We start from the raw sequence: 21,932 nt of genomic DNA on the forward strand, positions 1-21,932 counted from the left end.
ATATACCAATGAAAAATAATATTTCATTTGCTTTTTTATTTGCTTTTTCACTTGCATGCTTTTCTCAACCATATGAATTTAAAACTATTATCGATTTAGAAGCTACAGATGTAATTAGCCAAGGCAGAACAGGAACTTGTTGGAGCTTTTCTACTTCGTCGTTTTTAGAAAGTGAAATTGTTAGACTTACTGGTAAAAAAATTGATTTATCTGAAATATACAATGTTCGAAACACTTACCCGAAAAAAGCTTGGGTTTATGTTATGCGTCAAGGAAAGGCTCAATTTAGTGAAGGTGGTTTAGCGCACGATGTTATTAATAGTGTTAGAGATTATGGGCTTGTACCAAATAATGCATACTCTGGGTTAAACAACGGTGAAGAAAATCACAATCACTCACAATTAATTGATACATTATCCAAAACTTTAAAGAGTTATATTAAAAACCCTAAAGGCAATTCAACCAACTGGCAGGATGAAATAAATAAGATACTGGATAGCTATTTAGGAAAAAATATAACTCAATTTACTTTTGAAGGTGCTAAATTTACACCCAAGTCATTTTTAGAATTTACTAAGATAAATCCTGACGATTATATTTCAATAACTTCATTTACTCATGTACCATACAATAGCGAGTTTATTTTAAATATTCCAGATAATTTTTCAAATGGAAAATTCCTTAATGTACCATTAGATAAATTGGTAAGTATTGCTAATCACGCTTTAGAAAATGGGTATACTATTGAATTAGATTGTGATGTTAGTGAAAAATCGTTTTCATCAAAATACGGTATAGCTATTATTCCTGAAGATGAATTAAAAACCAAAGAAAAACTCAACTTTGTAACCAAGGAAAAAACAATTTCTCCAGAATTTAGACAACAAGAGTTTGAAAATTATAATACTACTGATGATCACTTAATGCATATTACTGGCTTAGTAAAAGATCAAAATGAAAATACTTATTATAAAGTAAAGAACTCGTGGGGTACTAACTCTAAACGTATAGGTAATAATGGTTATATTTATATGAGTGAAGCATATTTTAAGTTAAAGACCATTTCTATTATGGTACATAAAGATGCTTTAAATAAAATTCAATAGTCAAAACTATAAATACTTCAAAAAACTAAATGAATTTTGGCTTTTTCATAATTATTATTAAATACTTACAAGTAAGTATTGCACTACGAATAATGTTAATTATCTTTGTATACAGATGAAAATTCAAATAAAACTTGCATTTCATCTTATTTAATTGTATTTTGTCGATGTTTTTAATCCCAAATGCTTATGTTATTAACAATTACAATCTGTCTTACTGTATTAGTTGCCTTTAACTTTTTATTACTTAAATTTAGTTGTAGTAAAACTAATAAGCGACAAAAAATAGCAAAAAAACCTATTGTTTTTACGCCAAGGACTACCAGAGAATCGGCTTCAACTCAGCTTGCTCCAACTGGAAGTTAGTTTTACTAAAATGCTTGTTTCCAAACCAATACCCTCTATTAGCACTTAATGGAGAGGGGTGTCCCGTTTGTAATATCGTGTTTTTTGACTTATCAATTAATTTTTTTTTTCGCTTAGCATAACCGCCCCAAAGTAAAAAAACAACTCCTTGTTTCTTGGTATTTATTAATTGAATAACTGCATCAGTAAAAGTTTCCCATCCTTTTTTTTGATGACTCCCTGCTTCATTGGCTCTTACCGTTAATGTTGCATTTAACATTAACACACCTTGATCTGCCCATCTCAACAAATTACCACTTTTAGGATAAGGAATTCCTAAATCATTTTCAATTTCCTTAAAAATATTTATTAATGACGGCGGGTGTGCTATACCATTATTAACAGAAAAACATAAACCATTTGCTTGCCCCAAACCATGATATGGATCTTGACCAATAATTACCACTTTCAAATCATTAAAATGACAATGATTAAAAGCATTGAAAATTTGCTCTTTGGGAGGAAAACACGTGTGAGTTTTATATTCAGCTTTTACAAAGCTAACAAGGCTCTTGAAGTATGGCTTAGAAAATTCTTCTTCAAGATAAGGTTTCCAGCTATCATGAATATTAAGTCGCATTAAAATTAATTTAAAATTTTAACTAGCAATTCCTTTAAAAGATCTCCCTGAGGTGCGGAGCTTGATCCAACACCTTTACTTTTTAAATCAAACTCTCTTAAAGTAGAAACCACCACACTCACTTTACGCATAGGGTAATTTCTAGCAGCATTAATGTATTCATTAACAAAATATGGATTGACTCTTAATGCAGATGCAACACTTCTTGGATTTTTATCTGAAAGACCATGAAAATGAAGTAATTGCGAAAAGAAATTAAATAACAATGACACCGTTACAACCATAGGATTGTCCTTTGGGTTTTCAGAAAAATACTTAACAATTTGATGCGCCTTAACACTATTTTTTTCTCCAATAGCTTTGCGTAACTCGAAATTATTGTAATCCTTACTAATACCAATATTTTCCTCAATAATCTCTGGTGTAATTTGACTGCCTTTTGGTAAAACTATTTGAAGTTTTTCTAGCTCATTATTAATCTTACTCAAATCAGTTCCTAAAAACTCCACAAGCATTTGAGCTGCTTTAGGAGAAATTGTATAGTCCTTTGGGGATAAAACACGTCTAATCCAATCGGCTACTTGATTTTCGTAAAGCTTCTTGCTCTCATAAACAACACCAACTTTTTTTATAGCCTTGTATAGCGCCTTACGTTTATCAATTTTTTTATACTTGTAATTAACAACCAAAACCGTAGTAGGTTGTGGATTATTAGCATAAGATGCTAATTTTTCAATTGTTCGCGAAAGTTCTTGAGCTTCTTTTATAATAACTACTTGATATTTAGACATCATTGGGTAACGCTTGGCATTACCAACAATATCTTCTATAGTAACGTCGCGACCATATAGAACCATTTGATTAAAACCACGTTCTTCTTCAGCTAAAACATTTGCTTCAATAAAATTGGAAATCTTATCAATATAATAAGGCTCCTCTCCCATTAAAAAATAAATGGGTTTTAAATTTCCATTTTTTATATCGGTTACTAATTGTTTTACTTCGTCCAATTACTTTTAAATTTTCAATTAACAGATACAAAATTCCAAAAACTAAATCTGCAAATTGGAATTTGTACTTGGAAATTGTTATTTATGGTTTTCTAGATTAACTTTGAAAAAATATAAAACGCTTCTCTTGCAAGAACTCAACTTTCCAAAGTATTCATTTCGATTCAAAAATAGCGAAAATAAAGTTTCTATTTTTGATGACATTCGTAAAAAATTTGTAATTCTTCAACCAGAAGAATGGGTAAGACAGCATTGTTTACAATTCTTGATTTTGGAAAAATTATTTCCTAAATCTCTAATAAATGTAGAAAAAGAATTGATAGTTAATTCTTTACGCAAGCGTTATGACATTGTTGTTTATAATTCTGATGGAAGTATACACTTAATAGTGGAATGCAAAGCTCCTAGCATTAGTATCAATCAAGGTGTATTTGATCAAATTGCCCGCTATAACTCTAAATTAAAAGCCACTTATTTAATGGTAACCAATGGAATAAATCATTATTATTGTCAAATGGATTTTGAAAATAAACGCTATCAGTTTTTAAAAGAAATTCCAGATTATATAAAATGAAAATAGCTGTCGTCATACTAAACTGGAATGGTAAAAAATTATTAGAACAGTTTTTACCCTCGGTCATTGAGCACTCTAAAGAGGCTTCTATTTATGTTGCAGATAATAACTCGGTAGATGATTCGGTTTCTTTTTTAAAAATAACTTATCCGCTTGTTAAGGTTATTCAAAATTCAATTAATGGTGGCTATGCAAAAGGTTACAACGAAGCTTTGCAAACTATTGAAGCAGACATTTTTTGTTTGCTAAATAGTGATGTTCAAGTAACTAAAAACTGGCTTGCTCCAATAATAAAAACTTTTAAAGCTAATTCTAGCACTTCTATAATTCAACCAAAAATACTCGACTATAAACAAAAAGAATATTTTGAATATGCAGGTGCAGCAGGCGGTTTTATAGACAAGTATGGTTACCCTTATTGTAGAGGCCGGGTTTTTAATACCATAGAAAAAGATGAAGGTCAATTCGATGATGTGACAGATATATTTTGGGCCTCAGGTGCTTGTTTATTTATAAGAAGCGCTGCCTTCAAATCGCTAAACGGTTTTGATGAAACTTATTTTGCTCACATGGAAGAAATCGATCTTTGTTGGCGTGCAAAAAACTTAGGCCATAATATTACTTATGTTGGATTATCTAAAGTTTATCATGTTGGAGGTGCTACATTGCATGAAAATAATCCAACAAAAACCTATCTAAATTTTAGAAATAGCTTGTTTACACTAACAAAAAACGCTAACGGAAATTTATTTACAACCATTTTGTTAAGGCTATTATTAGATGGAATAGCAGGAATAAAGTTTTTGTTAGAACTCAAATTAAAACATACACTTGCTATTATTCATGCACACTTAAGCTTTTATGGTTCATTACCAAGATTACTTAAACAAAGAAAAGATACTAAAAGTAAGATAAACTATTATCAAATTAAGTCAATTGTCGTTGCTTATTTCTTAAAGAAAAAAGTCATTTATAATAGTTTATAAATAGTTAGCAAAAGTTTTGTTAACAGTTCTTCATTAAACGGATTTTTATATACTTTTGTCGAAGTTAATAACGCAAATATTTAATCCATAAATAAATTATGAAAAAAATTTTATTATTTAGTTTATCATCACTACTATTTTTAAGTTCGTGTGTTTCTAAAAAGGAATTTATAGCATTAGAAGAAAAACAAAAAGAAACGCAAGATTTACTTAATTCTGCCACAGTAAAATTAAATGCATGTTTAGAAGATAGAGCCTCTGCAACAGCAAGAGCAAAAGCACTTGAAGAGCAAATAGTAGATTTACGTAAAAGCAATGATAACTTACAAATATTATCTGCTAAAGGCGCGAGTAATGTTGAAAAAACATTAGAGAGTATTAAAGAAAAAGATTTAAAAATTACACGTTTGCAGGATGCTCTTACTAAAAAGGACAGTGTAACTTTAGCTTTAGTAACAAGCTTAAAACGCGAAGTTGGTATAAATGACCCAGATATTGAAGTAAATGTTGAAAAAGGTGTTGTGTTTATTTCTATTGCAGACAAGTTATTATTTAAAAGTGGTAGCTATAATGTAACAAGCAGAGCTAAAGAAGTTTTAGCTAAAGTTGCTAAAGTAGTTAATAGCAAGCCAGATTTTGAAGCTATGGTAGAAGGACATACAGATAATGTATCTTACAGAAAAGAGCCTTTATTAGACAATTGGGATTTAAGCGTAAAGCGTTCAACTTCAATTATTAGAGTATTACAAGAACTTGGTGTTAACCCAAAGCAACTTATAGCTGCAGGTCGTGCTGAATTTGTTCCATTAGTGGATAATGATACTGCTGAAAATAGAGCAAAAAATAGACGTACGCGCATTGTTGTACTTCCAAAAATTGATCAGTTTTACGACATGATTGAAAAAGAAATGAAAAATTTATCTGCAGGTAACTAAGATATCTTTTAAAAAAATAAAGAAGAGGCTATCTGAAAAGTAAGTTCGATGTCATATTGAGCTTGTCGAAATATTTTTAACTTACTGATAATCAATATCGGTTTCGACAGGCTCAACCTGACAAATGAAATTATAATAATTTTTTAGACAGCCTCTTTTTTATTTTATATCATGGCGTAATTAATTTAAATCAAATCGGTCAAGATTCATTACTTTAGCCCAAGCGGTAACAAAATCTTTAACAAATTTTTCTTGTCCATCATTAGCACCATAAACTTCTGCAATTGCTCTTAGCTCTGTATTTGAACCAAAAATTAAATCTGCACGAGTTGCAGAAAACTTCATAGCTCCTGTTTTTCTATCACGTCCAATAAACTCTTTATCTTCCATAGTAGCAGCTTTCCATGTAATTGAAAAATCTAAAAGATTTGTAAAAAAATCGTTAGTTAGACTTCCAATGTTATCTGTAAAAACACCGTGTTTAGAGCCATCATAATTTGCTCCTAAAACGCGTAATCCACCTACTAATACAACCATTTCAGGTATTGAAAGTGTTAATAAGTTTGCGCGATCAACCAATAATTCTTCGCCAGCTACATTAAGCTTAGAATTCAAGTAATTTCTAAATCCATCTGCTAAAGGCTCTAAATGACTAAACGACTCTAAATCGGTTTGCTCTTGAGAAGCATCTCCACGTCCTTGAGTAAATGGAACACTTATATTATAACCTGCATTATTAGCAGCTTCTTCAACACCAGTATTTCCAGCTAGTACAATTAAATCTGCCATAGAAACAGAACCACTAAACGCACTTTGAATTCCTTCTAAAACGTTTAGAACTTTATTTAATTCTTCTGGATTATTTACTTCCCAACTTCTTTGAGGCTCTAAACGAATTCTTCCACCATTAGCACCACCTCTTTTATCTGAACCTCTATATGTAGAAGCCGATGCCCAAGCTGTTTTAACCATTTCTGAAATAGATAAACCTGAAGCTAATACCATTTTCTTTAAAGACTCTATATCGGAATCACTTAATGTATAATTAACTTTAGGAATTGGATCTTGCCATATTAACTCTTCACTCGGTACCTCTGGGCCTAAATAGCGATCGATTGGTCCCATATCGCGATGTGTTAGTTTAAACCAAGCGCGTGCAAAAGCATCTTCAAATGCTGCATGATCTTCATAAAAACGTTTAGATATTTCTAAAAATACTGGATCTTTTTTCAATGCCATATCTGCAGTAGACATCATTAAAGCTTGCTTGCCATTAGCATCACCAGCTTTTGGAGCCATTCTTGCGTTGGAAGCAGCTGTTGGTGTCCATTGGTGTGCTCCTGCAGGACTCTTTGTTAATTCCCAATCGTAATTAAGTAATACATCAAAATAGTCATGATCCCATTGCGTTGGGTTTGGAGTCCAAGCCCCTTCTAACCCACTAGTAATTGTATCATCCAAAACACCAGTACCAAAGGTGTTTTTCCACCCTGTACTCATTTCTTCTATAGGTGCTCCATGTGGTTCTGCACCTACATACTTATTAGGGTCTGCGGCTCCATGGGCTTTACCGAAAGTATGACCACCCGCAATTAAGGCAACCGTTTCTTCATCATTCATTGCCATTCTTCCAAAGGTAATCTTAATATCGTGTGCCGATTTTAATGGGTCAGGCACTCCGTTCGGTCCTTCAGGATTAACATAAATAAGTCCCATATGAACTGCTCCTAAATGGCCTTCTAAATCACCGTCGCTAGTATCGTAACGCTCATCATTTCCTAACCACTGATTTTCGCTTCCCCAGTAAATATCTTGCTCTGGTTCCCAAACATCTTCACGCCCTCCTGCAAAACCAAAAGTTTTAAAACCCATAGATTCCAAAGCACAATTACCAGCAAGTATCATTAAATCTGCCCAAGAAATTTTATTTCCATACTTCTTTTTTACTGGCCATAGTAGCAGTCGTGCTTTATCCAAGTTTCCATTATCTGGCCAACTGTTTAACGGTGCGAAACGGTGTGTCCCAGAACCAGCGCCTCCTCTCCCATCTCCAACTCGATAAGTCCCAGCACTATGCCAAGCCATACGAATGATAAAACCTCCATAGTGTCCATAATCTGCTGGCCACCAATCTTGAGAATCTGTCATTAAATCAATAACATCTTTTTTTAATGCAGCAAAATCAACACTTTTAAAAGCTTCAGCATAATTAAAATCAGCTCCATATGGATCATTCCTAGAAGCATTTTGACGTAAAATATTCAGTTTAAGTTCGTTAGGCCACCAATCTCTATTTGATGTACCACCACCTGCAGGTTTTTTTTGAACTCCACTCATGTATGGACATTTACCTAGGTCGTCATTATTATTTCCCATTGATATTTTATTTTAATTTGTTACACTCTAAATTTACTAATTACTTACCAAAACTCAAGCTTTTCATATTTTAATAAATTATGTTTTAATTGAAAAAATTTATAGTAACCTATATCTTTTATAGAAATAAAGTAATTTTTTATAGCTTTTCAAAAATTTATCTTTTTTTACAATTTTATATGCTTACTTTTAAGCCTCAATAAAAAATAAAAAAATGGCAAGTATAACATTAGGAGGAAATCCAGTTGAAACTATTGGAAGTCTTCCAGAAATTGGATCTCAACTTCTTGATTTTAAATTAACAGCTAAAGATCTTTCAACAAAAACACTTCAAGATTTTAAAGGTCATAAACTAGTACTAAATATTTTTCCAAGTGTAAATACGGGTGTTTGTTCTGCTTCTGTAAGAAGCTTTAATAAAGCAGCGGCGAAATTAGAAAACACTAAAGTTCTTTGTATTTCTAGGGATCTTCCTTTTAGCCAAGAACAGTTTTGTGCAGCAGAAGGTCTTGAAAATGTTGTAATGCTATCTGATTATAAAGATGGTACATTTGGGAAAGACTACGGCTTAATTATGTTAAATGGTATTTTTGATGCTTTACTTTCTAGAAGCGTTATTATAGTTGATGCAAATGGTAAGGTAATTTATACCGAACAAGTTCCAGAAATAGGTCAAGAACCAAATTACGAAGCCGCTTTATCTGCATTGTAACCACTCTTTATTAATGACTAAAAAAGAATCTTTTTTCTTAAGCAGAATTAAAAGTGTAGGCTATGCTTTTAAAGGAGCCGTATTACTTTTAAAGACAGAAGCCAGCATTAAAATACAGTTTGTATTAGCTCTAATAATTACGGCAGCGGGATTTTTTTTTAATATTTCTACAAATGAATGGATAGTTCAATTTTTAGCCATTGGTTTGGTAATGAGTATTGAAGGAATAAATACAGCTATTGAAGAGATTGCTAATTTTATTCACCCAGAACACCATAAGAAAATTGGACTCATTAAAGATATAGCAGCAGGAGCCGTATTTATCGCTGCTGTTTTTGCTAGTATTGTTGGTTTAATTATTTATCTTCCAAAGATTTTTTAAAATACTATTACCCTTAGGATAAACGTTAGTAATTTGTATTTTTGCTTAAACCAATATTTCGTTAATGGCGAAGAAAAAAACTAAGACTAAATCAATACCAAAAAAGAAACTTAAAATGCCGAGTTTTAAGTTAAATAGCCAGCAAAAACTCATATTTGGTAGTTTCTTGGTTCTATTTGGTGTCTTATTATTTATAGCATTTGTATCGTTCTTTTTTACAGGTAAATCAGATCAAAGTGCTATTTCAGATTTTTTATCTCGTGAAGTTCAAACAGAGAATTGGCTAAGTAAAACTGGAGCTTGGTTAAGCGACTTTTTTATTCAACGTGGTTTCGGAATTTCCTCATTCATTTTTTCAGGTTTAATATTCTTATCTGGAGTTTATGTATTAATGGATATTAATAAGTCTAAGTTAAGAACCCATTGGTTTTGGGGAACTTTAATAGTTATTTGGCTCTCAACATTGCTTGGTTTTTTTGCAAATAAAAATGATCTTCTTGGTGGCACTATAGGGTTTGAAGTAAATACGTTTTTACAAGACTTTATTGGTAAAATAGGAACTATCGTTCTTCTTCTTTTTGGTCTTATTACCTATCTAGCTATACGTTTTAAAATTACAGCACAAAGTTTTGTAAGCTTATTTAAATCGGCAAAGAATGATTTTAAAAGTGAATTTAAAAATGAATCTGAAGATGATTTTGTCGTAACTGTAGATAATAATTTATCTGAAGAAGCCGAAGCTATTAAAACAGCTTTTGAAATTCCGCTAGAAAAAGAAGAACCAACAAAAAACACCATTGAAAAAGATAGCAAACCTCCAACTCCGTTAGAAGTTGAAGTTAAAAATGAAGATGCAACCGAGGAAGAAGAACTTGAAATGGAGGTTGAAACGGTAAAAGAAGAACTCTCTGAAACCGACAATCTATCTAATAAACTTGTTGAAGATTTTGGGTTATTTGATCCAACATTAGAATTAGGGAATTACAAGTTCCCTCCTATTGATTTACTAAAAAAGTATGATACCGAAGGCATTACTATTAATCAAGAGGAATTAGAAGAAAACAAAAATAAAATTGTTGAAACGCTCAATAATTATAAAATAGGAATTGCAAGTATAAAAGCTACGATTGGTCCAACAGTTACCTTATATGAAATCGTACCAGAAGCGGGAGTTAGAATTTCAAAGATTAAGAATTTAGAGGACGATATTGCGTTGTCTCTTTCGGCACTAGGTATTCGTATTATCGCTCCTATACCTGGAAAAGGAACCATTGGTATTGAAGTACCAAACAAAAATTCTACTATTGTTTCGATGCGATCTGTTATTGCGTCTAAAAAGTTCCAAAGCTCAGAAATGCAATTACCAATAGCTCTTGGTAAAACCATTAGTAATGAAACCTTTGTTGTAGATCTTGCCAAAATGCCTCACTTACTTATGGCTGGAGCTACTGGACAAGGTAAATCGGTAGGTTTAAATGCCGTTTTAACATCGTTACTTTATAAGAAACACCCAGCAGAAGTTAAATTCATTTTAGTAGACCCTAAAAAAGTTGAGCTTACTTTATTCAATAAAATAGAGCGTCATTATTTAGCAAAATTACCAGACAGCGAAGAAGCAATTATTACAGACAATACAAAGGTTATTAATACATTAAATTCTTTATGTATTGAAATGGATAACCGTTATGAACTTCTAAAAAATGCAATGTGTAGAAACATAGCAGAATACAATACAAAATTTAAAGCACGTAAACTTAATCCTAATGATGGGCATCAATTTTTACCATACATTGTTTTAGTAGTCGATGAGTTTGCAGATCTTATAATGACTGCTGGGAAAGAAGTTGAAACTCCTATAGCCCGTTTAGCACAACTTGCGCGTGCTATTGGTATTCATTTAATAATTGCAACACAACGACCTTCTGTTAATGTCATTACAGGTATAATTAAAGCTAATTTCCCAGCACGAATTGCATTTAGAGTGACTTCAAAAATAGACTCTCGAACTATATTAGATAGTTCTGGCGCAGACCAATTAATTGGTCGAGGCGATATGCTTTTTACTCAAGGAAACGATGTTATTCGTGTACAATGTGCATTTGTAGATACACCAGAAGTTGAAAAGTTAACAGACTATATTGGTTCTCAAAAAGCGTATCCAGACGCTTACCTTTTACCTGAGTATGTTGGTGAAGAAAGTGGCACAAGTCTTGATATAGATATCTCAGAAAGAGATAAATTGTTTAAAGACGCTGCAATTGTTATTGTAACCGCACAGCAAGGTTCTGCTTCCTTATTACAACGTAAATTAAAATTAGGTTACAATAGAGCGGGCAGACTAATAGATCAATTAGAAGCTGCAGGAATTGTTGGGCCTTTCGAAGGAAGTAAAGCGAGACAAGTTTTAGTAACAGATTTAGCTGCTTTAGACAATCTTTTAGAAAACGAAATTTAATTTAAAGATGAAAAAAACTATTACCATATTATTTATTGCGCTAACGTTTATGGGTTTTGCTCAAGATTCGAATAAAGGAAAAGCATTACTTAAAGAAGTTTCAGAAAAAGTTAAAAGCTATAATAATATAGCTATTGATTTTAAATACGTATTAGAAAATACTGCCGAAAACATAAAACAAGAAACTCGTGGTGATGTGATAATGCAAGGAGACAAATACATTTTAAACATTTTAGGTGTAACTAGAATTTTTGATGGAAAAACAATGTATAATATTAGTCCAGAAGATGAAGAAGTAACTATATCTTCAGATAATGATGAGGACGATAACATCACACCTAGTAAAATGCTGTCTTTTTACGAAGATGGATATACCTATAAATTAGATATAGAACAAAGTGTAAAAGGTAGAAAAATTCAATATGTAAAATTAGTTCCTATTGATACAAACTCAGAAATAAAACATATTTTACTTGGTATTGATTCTAATACTAAACATATTTATAATTTAATTCAGATAGGAAAAAATGGTACTAAAACGACACTTACCGTTAATTCTTTCAAAACAAACCAAACGTTGTCAAAAACCTTATTTACCTTTGATGCAAATAAATACAGTGATTATTACATCAATAAACTAGATTGAAAATACTAGACCGTTACATACTAACCTCCTATCTTAAGACTTTTATCAGCGTGTTTTTAATTCTCATGCTGATTTTTGTATTACAGACTATTTGGCTTTATATAAAGGAGTTAGCAGGTAAAGACTTGGATTTAGAAGTTATCCTTAAGTTTTTATTCTACATGACACCCAAGCTTATCCCTTTGGTTCTTCCTTTAACAATCCTTCTTGCATCTATAATGGTATTCGGTAATTTTGCAGAAAACTATGAGTTCGCCGCTATGAAATCGACAGGGATTTCTTTGCAACGTGCTATGTCTGGGCTTAGTGTTTTTATAGTAATACTTGGTTTTACCACCTTCTTATTTTCCAATAACGTAATTCCTTGGGCAGAATACAATTCTTATAACTTACGAAAGAACATTGCAAAGCTTAAACCTGCAATGTTTTTAGCTAAAGGACAGTTTAACCCAGTTGGTAATTATAATATTAAGTTTGTAGAGAAAAGTGGTGAGCGTGGTCAATATCTTCATGATGTTATTATTCATATTAAAGCTGCGGATGGTAGAACCAATGCCACAACTATAAAAGCAAATAATGGCGAACTCGTAGGTAAAGAAAGCTCCAATGTGTTAAAGCTTATTTTATTTGATGGTAATTATTATAATGACATTATACCTAAAAAACCTGCAGCAAGAAAGAAGAAACCTTTTGCAAAAAGTAAATTTGAAAAATACATTATTAATATTGATTTAACCAAATTAAATAATGTAGACATAGACGAAAAATCGTATTCAGATAAATACAATATGCTTAACTTAAGTGGTTTAGATAAGGCTATTGATTCTTTATCGGATAAATACCAATCTGATTACGCATCCTTTGCTACAACACTTTATCAGCGTACGAATATCAATAATCTTACAAAAAAAATTGGTACTAATAGCAAAGAGAAAGCAAAGTCAACATCAAAAAACAAAAAAATTAAGGAAAAGAATAAAAAAATTGTACATGACTCTATATACACTACAAACCTTTTAGATTTATACAAAACAAAAAACAAATCTCAAATTGTAAATATTGCCTTAAATTCTTTTAATAGCACCAAGCAAATTATAGTTTCTAAAGAGAATACCATTAAAATTTCTAAAACTAATTTTAAAAAACACATTATCTCATTTCATGAAAAACTAGCACTTGGGTTTGCCTGTGTTATTTTGTTTTTTGTTGGTGCTCCACTTGGTGCATTGATACGCAAAGGTGGTATTGGATTACCTATGGTTATTGCCATTCTACTATTTTTAACATATCATTTTATAGGTATTTTCGCTACTAATAGTGCTAAAACTGGTAATTTCAATCCTATTTTAGCAAGCTGGTTTTCTACACTTGTAATGTTACCCCTAGGTGTCTATTTAACAAGACGTGCCACTGCAGATAGAGGCTTATTTGAAGTAGAAAACATAATAGAACCAATAAAGAAAATTCTTAAAATAAAAGAGAAGGATAAAGTAGATTATAAATTCTTATCCTCTTATAAGAATGAAGAATTAATTGATGTCATTAAAAATTATGAAAACTTAGGACATGATGAAGATACATGTTATGAGGCTATAAAAGTATTAGAACATAGAGGTCTTTCAATTTCAGAATTAAGGGAAAAAGGTTTATCTGTTAATCATTCATTTGACACAACAGAAATAATAGCAAAAAACTACAAAGAACATACGCAATTTGCAATTACGCTATTTTCAATAGGAGCTGTTTTATTAGTCTTATTCTTTGTTTTTAGAAATAATAAGTTGCCTTCTTTAGCCTCAGCATCTATTCAGCTTAGTTTGGCATCTCTATTTTTATATATAATTTACTATATTAAATCTGTATTCAATTTATTTAACTTCTACAAACATATCAAAAGAAAAACTCCTAATTTAATACTTTTGCTACTAGGTCTACCAATATACATGCTTACTTATTTTTTCTTAAAAGTTAAAATGAGAGAAGACTTAAGATTGAATTGTTTAGATAGTTTAAAATAAGCAATATCTTTGCGCTATGATTTTTGAAAAAACCATGACAACTAAAACCGCAACTTTTAAACTAGATTCTATTCATGATGCCATTGATGATATTAGAAATGGTAAGGTCATTATTGTTGTAGATGATGAAAATCGTGAAAATGAAGGTGATTTTGTTGCTGCTGCCGATAAGGTTACACCAGAGATGATTAATTTTATGGCAAAGCATGGTCGTGGTCTAATTTGTGCACCTCTTACAGAAACTAGGTGTAAAGAATTAGAATTAAACATGATGGTTCGTAATAATACCGATCCTATGGAAACTGCTTTTACCGTTTCGGTAGATTTACGAGGTAACGGTGTTACTACGGGTATTTCGGCTAGTGATAGATCGAAAACCATTAAAGCTTTAATTGATTCTAATATTAAACCATTCGAATTAGCACGTCCAGGTCATATTTTTCCGTTAGTAGCCAAAGAGGGTGGTGTTTTAAGACGTACAGGCCATACAGAGGCTGCCATAGATTTTGCTCGATTAGCAGGTTTAGAACCAGCAGGCGTTATTGTTGAAATTATGAATGAAGATGGCTCTATGGCGCGTTTACCAGAGCTATTTGAGGTTGCCAAAAAATTGAATTTAAAAATAGTTTCTATTGAAGATTTAGTGGCATACAGAATGCAACATGACTCTTTAATTGAGAAAAAAGAAGATTTTGAAATAGAAACTCGCTTTGGAAGTTTTAGGTTACGTGCCTACAAACAAACAACTAATAATCAAGTACATATTGCGCTTACAAAAGGACAATGGAAAGACAATGAGAAGGTACTTACCCGAATAAATTCTACTTTAATAAATAATGATATTCTAGGTACACTAACCAATAATGTTGATAAGCAGTTAGAAGACATGTTTCAAGTAATAAATACGGAAGGCAAAGGTGCTATTATATTTATTAATCAGGAATCGCAGTCTATGAATATTTTAAAACGTCTAACTTATTTGAAAGAACACCAATCTACAAATAAAGTTATTAAAGCACCTCGTGTAAATATGGATTCTCGCGATTTTGGTATTGGCGCACAAATACTTCATGATCTCAATATTCATAAACTTCGATTACTTTCTAATGCAGAACAGACTAAACGTGTTGGTTTAATTGGTTATGGGTTAGAGATTGTTGACTACGTAAACTACTAATAATTACAATACATTCTTTATAAGACGTGCCATTTTAGAAGCTCGATCCTTAACCTCTTGTTCTGTCCAAGAAAGTTTTATTAAGCATGATATATTCCTCGATATGTAGTAATCTGATTTTGAAAAATCTTTAGTTTTAAGATATTCTAATCCTTTTTTTACTTCGGTAGAAATTGGATATAACGATTTTAAGTCTTTTAGATGGTGCCACTCTCTTATATAATGCCAATTGTTATTATAATAATTCCAAAACGCATCTACTCCATTTTCTTTAAAAGTTTTTGATACTTTATTTACAGTTTCTAAATCGGGTAAAAAGAAATTTAAAAATGCACAACTTTCTACACCACCCTCTGGAACGGTTCTAAAAGTTACTTCTGGAATTTCTGCTAAGGCTTCTTTAATGATATTAAAGTTTCTTTTTTGAATTTCAAGAAAATCTTGCAAGCGTTTTACTTGTGCTAAGCCTACAGCTGCATGTAGCTCTGAAATACGAAAATTATACCCTAAAAATGGATGTGCTTCTGCGCCTCTATCGCTACCAATATGGTCGTGTCCGTGGTCGCTGTAATGGTCGGCATTTATATAATATGTTTTATTGTTTGTTATTACTGCACCGCCTTCTCCACAGGTTATTGTTTTTACAAAATCGAATGAGAAGCAACCTAGGTCGCCTATACTTCCTAAAGGCTTTCCTTTATACGTGCCACCAATGGCTTGACATGCGTCTTCAATAAGCAATATATTGTGTTTGTCTGCAATGGTTTTTAAAGCATCCATATTTGCCATACTGCCACACATTTGCACTACCATGATGGCTTTTGTTTTTGATGTGATGGCATTTTCTACGGCTTCTGGATTTAAGCCTAGAGTATCATCTATATCTGCTAATACTGGTATTGCACCAAGCATCATAATGGCTTCAAAACTGGCAACAAATGTAAATGTTGGCATGATTACCTCATCTCCTGCTCCTACGCCTGCAGCTGCTAATGCTACAGATACTGCTGCTGTTCCGCTTGATACGAGTTGTACGTGTTTTGATTGAAAGGTGTTTTGTAATTCTGATTCTAGTGCTTTGGCTTTCCAATGGCCGTTTCGCATACCATCGAAACCGTAGCGCATTAAAACACCATTGTCTAGTACATCGTTTACTTCTTTTCTTTCTAAGTCTCCAAATAATTCAAATCCTGGCATATTGTATGATCTTTAATATTAAAACGGACGCTGGCCCTGCGTTAGGGATTGAGGTATTGTTGAAGCTCTTTTTGTGTTGTTGCACCTATGCAACACAAAAAAGCGACTACCGAAAGCCCGACCCTTGGGTAACGCCCTAAATACTTTATAATTCTATTATTACTTCGTTTATGGATTTTCTAACTTTTTTAAAGCCTGCAAACATATCGTCTTTTGCTCTATACCCCACTGGCAGTAACAAAACAGATTTTAAACCTCTATCTTTAAGTTTTAAAATCTCATCGTACTTTTCGGGTATAAATCCTTCCATAGGACATGAGTCTATATTTTCTAAAGCGCAAACTGTCATTAAATTTCCTAAAGCTATATATGCTTGATTAAGAGACCATTTCTGCTGTTTTTCTATAGACTTGTTATCCATAATGTTAAGGAGGTTATTTTTGTAGGGTTCTAATATATCCTCTGGGGTCTCTCTTATAGCTTTTATATTATCGAAATAAGCATTGACATCTTGTTTACTAATAGCATCTTGTATACATATTATTAATAAATGTGAAGCTTCTAACACTTGCTTCTGATTAAACGAATGTGAAACTAACTGCTCTCTTAACAACTCGTTTTCTATAACTAGTAATTTTATAGTTTGCAAACCAAAGGAGGTAGCTGTTAGATTAAATGCTTTTTTTAAAGTTAGTAACTTTTCTTTGGATAGCTTTTTATCAACATCAAACTTCTTGGTTGCGTAGCGCCATTCTAGCTTTTCGATAATATTCATAAATGTTTTAAAATTTATACAAAAATAAGATATGTATTATCTTTTTTGGCATATTGCGTGCGTAATTAATTTATTTGCAGCTTTTAAAAAAAATATAACTAAAAATTGATGCTTTTATTTGAAAGAAATAAAAAAGGGTTCTATATTTGCACCCGCCTACGCAATGCCACAGGCATCACTTGGGCGGGCAAGCCCGTAAAAAGGCAAAAGCATAAGACACTGGAGAAATGGCAGAGTGGTCGAATGCGGCAGTCTTGAAAACTGTTGAGGGTCACACCTCCGGGGGTTCGAATCCCTCTTTCTCCGCAAGAAAAGTTGTCAAAAGACACTTTAAAAGTCAAAACCCTTTAAACACTACGTTTAGAGGGTTTTTTGTTTTTGGTATATATTCAAAATACACATTATATATCAAAGTTAGGTTACCCTATAGGTTACCCTACTAAATGAAAAATATATAGGGTAACTAAATTCTAGGGAATGCTAGGGAGTCCCTAGCTATACTTGAGTTTTACTAAGACTTTTGTCAAACATTAAATTAGTAAAACTATGATTAAAACTTATTTCTTCATTAAAACAGACAAGCGAAACAGTAAAGGAGAATCTCCTATTTATGCAAAAATTGAATTACAGGGAAAAACCTCAACATTAAGTACTGGTAAATATATTACTAAAGACCGTTGGGATGTAACAAATAAGTTAAAAAATACATTACGTGTTACAAGTGAAAAAAATTGCAAAACAACTTTAAATATTATTGAATCTAAAATTGAAAGTATCTATCTAGAACTAGTAAAAGTCAATTCTAACGTTACCCTGAACGACATAAAAAACCAACTTAGTGGTAAAAAACCAAAATCTACCAAAATTGATATTATTAAATTATTTGAAAATCATAATAACTATTTTAAAAGAAAATTTGAAGCTGGAGAACGCTCTAAAGCATCTCTTCAAAAATATAATAGAGCAAAAGGTTTATTATACAATTTCATTAGCCTAAAACACAGAAAAACGAGTTTTAATGTAGTGGATATTGACAATACCTTTGTATATGAATTAGAATCTTTCTTAAAATATGAATCTACTTTTAAAAGTAAAATTGGTATAAATCATAATTCTGTTGTAAAATATTTTCAATGTTTTAAAACAGTCTGCAACTATGGTATAAAAAGAAATATAATTTCTAAAAATCCGTTTTTAAGTTACGATGAAAAACTAATAATAAAAGAAGCTATTTTTCTTACACAGGATGAACTTCATAGAATCGAAAAGAAAACTTTTAGCACTGAACGATTAAACAGAGTAAAAGATATTTTTCTATTCTCTTGCTTTACTAGCTACGCCCCTATTGACATTAAAAATTTAACTAAAAGTAATTTGATAAAAGATAATGATGGTGATTATTGGATTAAAACCAACAGAGCAAAAACAACCATTAAATCTAATGTACCTTTATTACCACCAGTTTTAAAAATAATTGATAAATATTCAGATTTGGAAGGTGACAAACTATTACCTAATATCAGCAATCAGAAAATAAACGAATATCTAAAAGAAATTGCAGACCTATGTAATATTGAAAAAAAGCTAACACATTATGTAGCTAGACATACGTTTGCCACTACTGTAACGCTTGGAAATGGAGTTGCTATTGAAAACGTATCTTCTATGATGGGACATACTCGAATAACCATGACCCAACACTACGCTAAAGTTCTTGATTCAAATATTAAAAATGATATGAAAAAACCTAAATCAAAATACGCATAGTTTTTTATCTTTATTGGCTAATTTAATTTTTAGATTCTATGAGAGAAATTGCAGAGGTTGCAAAAATAATACGTGATACAATTGAGCTAAGAATTGAATATAATGGTGTAGTTCAAAATTTTACGTATCAAGGTAATTGGGTTAATGAAATACAAAAAACTTATTTCGATAAAACAGTTTCTTTAGTTGTAAAGCAGATTGATGAAATTCTAGATTATGACAATCCTAAACACATTGACTATGTTAAAGGGATATCTAATAAATTAAAAAGAAAACTAATCGACATTAATACTTTAAAGACTGATAATTTAGAGAATTTAGATTATCAAATTTACGATTGGGATATGTCTTTAGTATATCCTGTAAATCCACCTAAAGAAAAGACAAAGGAGTTATGGATAAATTCTATATCTGGAAAAGACGATAGATACGAATATGTTTTGCAGATAATTGCTGGTTTTTTTGACATTGATTATGATAATCCAGTCACGCATAACCAAGAAGAACTTAATTTATATTTATTTGAAAAACACTCTGTAAAAAAGGATGACTTACAACTTATTTACGCTAAAGCCCATCTGGCTTATATAATAGAATTACATAGGATTCTGATATTTTCATTACATCAAAAATTTCAAACAATAATTGAGTTTATTGAGGAATTGGAACAATTTAAAGGAGATTATCTACCACAAGAAAACACTAGCAAAAAAGGTAAACTTTACTACAAAGGAGCAAAATATGAACTCGCTTTTTTGTTTAATTTCTTGTATGACTATGATTATGTTATAGGCAGTACTAGAGAGAGTGATTCTATAAGGTACATTAAACACTTTATAAATGAAAGTGAAATGTATTTTTTCAAAGGCAAAGAACCCATAAAAGTAGCGGGAATAGTTAATGATTTCGGACGTATAGGAAATGGTGAAGGTCACGTGGAGAAAGAAATAAAGTTTACCGAAAAACTAATAGAAAATCTTGAAAAACGCCTTGATGAACTAAATGATATGTAAAATTCTAGGGAATGCTAGGGAGACCCTAGCTATACCTAGATAAAACCCAAAAATTTGCATCATAATAATTTAAAAAACTATAATTATGATGACACAAGAATCACAGATTTCAATTATTCCATTTGGAGAGCTTAAAAAGCTTTTACTTCCATTACATAACAAGTTAGCTCAACTTGAATCAAAACTTGATAAAACAAGCTCTAAACCATTAAAAAAGTACTACCGTAACAAAGAACTAAAGTTGCATTTTGGTTTATCACAAAATACTATAATTAAATATAGAAATAATGGTCAAATTCCATTTACTACAATTGGAGATGTTTATTTATACCCTGTTAAGGAAATAGATGAAATTTTATCTAAAAACCTTCAGTCCTACGGTTGAGATTAGAATTTTTAAAATTAAAATTGAAACACCTCGAAGAGGAAACCTATTAATAGTTCTTTTAGTCTAATAATAAGTTTTATCTAATAATTTATATAGTATAATACAGGTCTATTCAGAAGTACTTCAACTTGTAATCTACAAATTTGAACTATACTGTTTTAGATATAACAATTAATAAAATACAATGCCAGAAAATAAAAAGAATTACGACCACCAGTTTACCAAGATTTACAAAAAAGTAAAATCGGCAAAAAACTTAAGTGAATTAGAAAAGCTTATTTTATCAGAAATTATAAGCTACCAAATGCACGGACGCTATTTCTATATGACTAATGACAGTTTAAGTTTAGAGTTTGGATGTAGCCCTAAAAGAATACAAACAGCAATTTCAAACCTAAATCCCATACTTCATAAGGAACATTATTATCCAGTACCACCAGAGGGTGGAAGACCAAAAAAACGAAGAAAACTATTGGTTAAAAATTTAGTTGGAATAATACCTCAAAAAGTACTACTAGAAATGAATATTGATATTGAAGAATTTAAAACTATAGAAGATTTTATAAAATGGGCAAAACTCACATTGGTAACAAGTGAATTAATAACAGCTTTCTTGGAACTAAACCCTATTATTGAAAAAAAACTGGGGAAAATTTAAAATATTCTATAAATGACACTAACCCAATTTATGAATATCACTGATTTTAGTACCATAAAAGCTAATAAATCATTATTGCAGGTTCTCTTTACCCGTACATAGAATTTTATAAAAATAAAATTAAGCAATCAAATGTCATGCAATAAGGCTTTATAAACCAGTATGTTGAGAGAAAGGTAACGGGTAAATCAATCCCCAAATTGTAATTCCAAGCGTTCTGGAGAAGTTAAATACTCAACTTCGTTTAAATAGGCTAATATATTATTCCTCTTCAAATAATTATATTCTTGTACTAATGAATAGTTGGAATAATCAGAAGCTTCTTCATAGTTTAAACTAATATAATTTATTAATTGTTGTTTTAATAATGGCATATACTCTATTGTTGTTTCGTTTACTTCTATCATAATTTTAATTTTATTCTTGATTATTTCTTTTTGGCGCAAAATATTTCAACAAGCTATTGTGTATTCTCCACTTTTTATTTTGCTTGGATAATAGTAATGGTTGCCCTTTATATTTCTTCTTCAGTTCTACCAAACGGTAGCGAAGTGTACGCTCTGAGATGTCACATATTTGCATAACCTCAGCACTTGAATAATAGGTTTTAATCTTTTTCATAATATTGCTTTTACATATAAATAGCACGTGAAATAAAAAAGTTCAGAAATATTTCATGAAGAAGTAAATTTTCCTGAATAGTCCTAAATTTTAACTATTATTGTAATAGAATTTTTCTCTCAAGAATATTAATAGCACTTTTAAAAACTTA

General features: G+C 31.2%; 21 protein-coding genes and 1 tRNA gene. 15 read left to right on the plus strand and 7 right to left on the minus strand.

All coding sequences use genetic code 11. From position 1 onward, the window contains the following. Nucleotides 1–8 precede the first annotated feature (8 nt). The gene (locus Q0739_RS08920; RefSeq protein WP_298238373.1) at nt 9–1,106 is read left to right on the plus strand and encodes a C1 family peptidase; all 1,098 of its coding nucleotides are present in this window, start codon (nt 9–11) and stop codon (nt 1,104–1,106) included. 319 nt (nt 1,107–1,425) lie between these two features. Here Q0739_RS08920 and Q0739_RS08925 read toward each other — a convergent pair whose 3' ends face one another. Together Q0739_RS08925 and holA are read right to left on the minus strand one after the other, a co-directional pair. Continuing rightward, nucleotides 1,426–2,091, minus strand: coding sequence for a uracil-DNA glycosylase (locus Q0739_RS08925; protein WP_298238374.1), 666 nt, complete (start codon nt 2,089–2,091; stop codon nt 1,426–1,428). Nucleotides 2,092–2,096: 5 nt separating this feature from the next. Further along, nucleotides 2,097–3,101: a DNA polymerase III subunit delta gene (holA, locus tag Q0739_RS08930; RefSeq protein WP_298238375.1), complete on the minus strand. Its 1,005-nt coding sequence runs from the start codon at nt 3,099–3,101 to the stop codon at nt 2,097–2,099. Between the two features lie 127 nt (nt 3,102–3,228). Here holA and Q0739_RS08935 point away from each other — a divergent pair, with 127 nt between their 5' ends. The 3 genes from Q0739_RS08935 to Q0739_RS08945 all read left to right on the plus strand — a co-directional run bounded on the left by Q0739_RS08935 (nt 3,229) and on the right by Q0739_RS08945 (nt 5,596). Next, on the plus strand, nt 3,229–3,675 hold the full coding sequence (locus Q0739_RS08935; RefSeq protein WP_298238445.1) for a type I restriction enzyme HsdR N-terminal domain-containing protein: 447 nt from the start codon (nt 3,229–3,231) through the stop codon (nt 3,673–3,675). Beyond that, complete coding sequence (locus Q0739_RS08940) at nt 3,672–4,661, plus strand: glycosyltransferase family 2 protein (protein WP_298238376.1); 990 nt, start codon at nt 3,672–3,674, stop codon at nt 4,659–4,661. The genes Q0739_RS08935 and Q0739_RS08940 overlap by 4 nt, the downstream gene beginning before the upstream one ends. 98 nt (nt 4,662–4,759) lie before the next feature. Further along, entirely contained in the window at nt 4,760–5,596 is an 837-nt protein-coding gene (locus Q0739_RS08945) for an OmpA family protein (RefSeq protein ID WP_298238377.1), read from the plus strand. A 180-nt stretch (nt 5,597–5,776) separates the two neighbouring features. Here the strand turns inward: Q0739_RS08945 and katG are convergent, their stop codons facing one another. Then, nucleotides 5,777–7,972 (minus strand): catalase/peroxidase HPI, encoded by a 2,196-nt coding sequence (gene katG, locus Q0739_RS08950; protein WP_298238378.1) that lies wholly within the window; start codon nt 7,970–7,972, stop codon nt 5,777–5,779. A 214-nt stretch (nt 7,973–8,186) separates the two neighbouring features. Between katG and tpx the strand changes: the two genes are divergently transcribed. From tpx to ribB, 6 genes are all read left to right on the plus strand, one after another. Next, nucleotides 8,187–8,684 (plus strand): thiol peroxidase, encoded by a 498-nt coding sequence (gene tpx / locus Q0739_RS08955; protein WP_298238379.1) that lies wholly within the window; start codon nt 8,187–8,189, stop codon nt 8,682–8,684. 13 nt (nt 8,685–8,697) lie between these two features. After that, a complete protein-coding gene (locus Q0739_RS08960; RefSeq protein WP_298238380.1) occupies nt 8,698–9,066 on the plus strand; it encodes a diacylglycerol kinase family protein in 369 nt (122 codons plus the stop codon). Nucleotides 9,067–9,130: 64 nt separating this feature from the next. Then, complete coding sequence (locus Q0739_RS08965) at nt 9,131–11,521, plus strand: DNA translocase FtsK (RefSeq protein WP_298238381.1); 2,391 nt, start codon at nt 9,131–9,133, stop codon at nt 11,519–11,521. A 7-nt stretch (nt 11,522–11,528) separates the two neighbouring features. Further along, nucleotides 11,529–12,167: an outer membrane lipoprotein carrier protein LolA gene (locus tag Q0739_RS08970; RefSeq protein WP_298238382.1), complete on the plus strand. Its 639-nt coding sequence runs from the start codon at nt 11,529–11,531 to the stop codon at nt 12,165–12,167. Further along, the gene (locus tag Q0739_RS08975; protein ID WP_298238383.1) at nt 12,164–14,185 is read left to right on the plus strand and encodes an LptF/LptG family permease; all 2,022 of its coding nucleotides are present in this window, start codon (nt 12,164–12,166) and stop codon (nt 14,183–14,185) included. The genes Q0739_RS08970 and Q0739_RS08975 overlap by 4 nt, the downstream gene beginning before the upstream one ends. 34 nt (nt 14,186–14,219) lie before the next feature. Continuing rightward, a complete protein-coding gene (gene ribB, locus Q0739_RS08980) occupies nt 14,220–15,362 on the plus strand; it encodes a 3,4-dihydroxy-2-butanone-4-phosphate synthase (protein ID WP_298238384.1) in 1,143 nt (380 codons plus the stop codon). Nucleotides 15,363–15,365: 3 nt separating this feature from the next. Here ribB and Q0739_RS08985 read toward each other — a convergent pair whose 3' ends face one another. Both Q0739_RS08985 and Q0739_RS08990 read right to left on the minus strand, forming a co-directional pair. Continuing rightward, the gene (locus Q0739_RS08985) at nt 15,366–16,559 is read right to left on the minus strand and encodes a DegT/DnrJ/EryC1/StrS family aminotransferase (RefSeq protein ID WP_298238385.1); all 1,194 of its coding nucleotides are present in this window, start codon (nt 16,557–16,559) and stop codon (nt 15,366–15,368) included. A gap of 145 nt (nt 16,560–16,704) precedes the next feature. Then, nucleotides 16,705–17,334, minus strand: coding sequence for an NAD(P)H-dependent oxidoreductase (locus Q0739_RS08990; RefSeq protein WP_298238386.1), 630 nt, complete (start codon nt 17,332–17,334; stop codon nt 16,705–16,707). A 221-nt stretch (nt 17,335–17,555) separates the two neighbouring features. Here Q0739_RS08990 and Q0739_RS08995 point away from each other — a divergent pair. The 5 genes from Q0739_RS08995 to Q0739_RS09015 all read left to right on the plus strand — a co-directional run bounded on the left by Q0739_RS08995 (nt 17,556) and on the right by Q0739_RS09015 (nt 21,160). After that, nucleotides 17,556–17,640, plus strand: a tRNA-Ser gene (locus Q0739_RS08995). A gap of 240 nt (nt 17,641–17,880) precedes the next feature. Next, entirely contained in the window at nt 17,881–19,101 is a 1,221-nt protein-coding gene (locus Q0739_RS09000) for a site-specific integrase (protein WP_298238387.1), read from the plus strand. Nucleotides 19,102–19,139: 38 nt separating this feature from the next. Next, nucleotides 19,140–20,114 carry a hypothetical protein gene (locus Q0739_RS09005; protein ID WP_298238388.1) on the plus strand — a complete coding sequence of 325 codons (975 nt, stop codon included), beginning with the start codon at nt 19,140–19,142 and terminating at the stop codon, nt 20,112–20,114. An 85-nt stretch (nt 20,115–20,199) separates the two neighbouring features. Beyond that, nucleotides 20,200–20,499 (plus strand): helix-turn-helix domain-containing protein, encoded by a 300-nt coding sequence (locus Q0739_RS09010; protein ID WP_298238389.1) that lies wholly within the window; start codon nt 20,200–20,202, stop codon nt 20,497–20,499. A 187-nt stretch (nt 20,500–20,686) separates the two neighbouring features. Then, nucleotides 20,687–21,160 carry a helix-turn-helix domain-containing protein gene (locus Q0739_RS09015; protein ID WP_298238390.1) on the plus strand — a complete coding sequence of 158 codons (474 nt, stop codon included), beginning with the start codon at nt 20,687–20,689 and terminating at the stop codon, nt 21,158–21,160. 188 nt (nt 21,161–21,348) lie between these two features. On the opposite strand, the gene Q0739_RS09020 is transcribed toward Q0739_RS09015, so the two are convergent. Next, nucleotides 21,349–21,567 (minus strand): hypothetical protein, encoded by a 219-nt coding sequence (locus tag Q0739_RS09020; RefSeq protein ID WP_298238391.1) that lies wholly within the window; start codon nt 21,565–21,567, stop codon nt 21,349–21,351. A 10-nt stretch (nt 21,568–21,577) separates the two neighbouring features. Next, nucleotides 21,578–21,781 carry a hypothetical protein gene (locus Q0739_RS09025; RefSeq protein WP_298238392.1) on the minus strand — a complete coding sequence of 68 codons (204 nt, stop codon included), beginning with the start codon at nt 21,779–21,781 and terminating at the stop codon, nt 21,578–21,580. Nucleotides 21,782–21,932 lie beyond the last annotated feature (151 nt).

The sequence above is a fragment of the uncultured Algibacter sp. genome (assembly GCF_947487605.1).
Taxonomy (GTDB): domain Bacteria; phylum Bacteroidota; class Bacteroidia; order Flavobacteriales; family Flavobacteriaceae; genus Algibacter_D.

What these genes read in the sequence shown, in the direction of transcription:
- Q0739_RS08960 (WP_298238380.1), top strand. Translation starts at nt 8,698, where the DNA reads ATGACTAAAAAAGAATCTTTTTTCTTAAGCAGAATTAAAAGTGTAGGC.
- Q0739_RS08970 (WP_298238382.1), top strand. Translation starts at nt 11,529, where the DNA reads ATGAAAAAAACTATTACCATATTATTTATTGCGCTAACGTTTATGGGT.
- Q0739_RS09010 (WP_298238389.1), top strand. Translation starts at nt 20,200, where the DNA reads ATGATGACACAAGAATCACAGATTTCAATTATTCCATTTGGAGAGCTT.
- Q0739_RS09005 (WP_298238388.1), top strand. Translation starts at nt 19,140, where the DNA reads ATGAGAGAAATTGCAGAGGTTGCAAAAATAATACGTGATACAATTGAG.
- Q0739_RS08945 (WP_298238377.1), top strand. Translation starts at nt 4,760, where the DNA reads ATGAAAAAAATTTTATTATTTAGTTTATCATCACTACTATTTTTAAGT.
- tpx (WP_298238379.1), top strand. Translation starts at nt 8,187, where the DNA reads ATGGCAAGTATAACATTAGGAGGAAATCCAGTTGAAACTATTGGAAGT.
- Q0739_RS08985 (WP_298238385.1), bottom strand. Translation starts at nt 16,559, where the DNA reads ATGCCAGGATTTGAATTATTTGGAGACTTAGAAAGAAAAGAAGTAAAC.
- Q0739_RS09020 (WP_298238391.1), bottom strand. Translation starts at nt 21,567, where the DNA reads ATGATAGAAGTAAACGAAACAACAATAGAGTATATGCCATTATTAAAA.
- Q0739_RS08920 (WP_298238373.1), top strand. Translation starts at nt 9, where the DNA reads ATGAAAAATAATATTTCATTTGCTTTTTTATTTGCTTTTTCACTTGCA.
- Q0739_RS09025 (WP_298238392.1), bottom strand. Translation starts at nt 21,781, where the DNA reads ATGAAAAAGATTAAAACCTATTATTCAAGTGCTGAGGTTATGCAAATA.
- ribB (WP_298238384.1), top strand. Translation starts at nt 14,220, where the DNA reads ATGACAACTAAAACCGCAACTTTTAAACTAGATTCTATTCATGATGCC.
- Q0739_RS09000 (WP_298238387.1), top strand. Translation starts at nt 17,881, where the DNA reads ATGATTAAAACTTATTTCTTCATTAAAACAGACAAGCGAAACAGTAAA.
- katG (WP_298238378.1), bottom strand. Translation starts at nt 7,972, where the DNA reads ATGGGAAATAATAATGACGACCTAGGTAAATGTCCATACATGAGTGGA.
- Q0739_RS09015 (WP_298238390.1), top strand. Translation starts at nt 20,687, where the DNA reads ATGCCAGAAAATAAAAAGAATTACGACCACCAGTTTACCAAGATTTAC.
- Q0739_RS08990 (WP_298238386.1), bottom strand. Translation starts at nt 17,334, where the DNA reads ATGAATATTATCGAAAAGCTAGAATGGCGCTACGCAACCAAGAAGTTT.
- Q0739_RS08940 (WP_298238376.1), top strand. Translation starts at nt 3,672, where the DNA reads ATGAAAATAGCTGTCGTCATACTAAACTGGAATGGTAAAAAATTATTA.
- Q0739_RS08925 (WP_298238374.1), bottom strand. Translation starts at nt 2,091, where the DNA reads ATGCGACTTAATATTCATGATAGCTGGAAACCTTATCTTGAAGAAGAA.
- Q0739_RS08965 (WP_298238381.1), top strand. Translation starts at nt 9,131, where the DNA reads ATGGCGAAGAAAAAAACTAAGACTAAATCAATACCAAAAAAGAAACTT.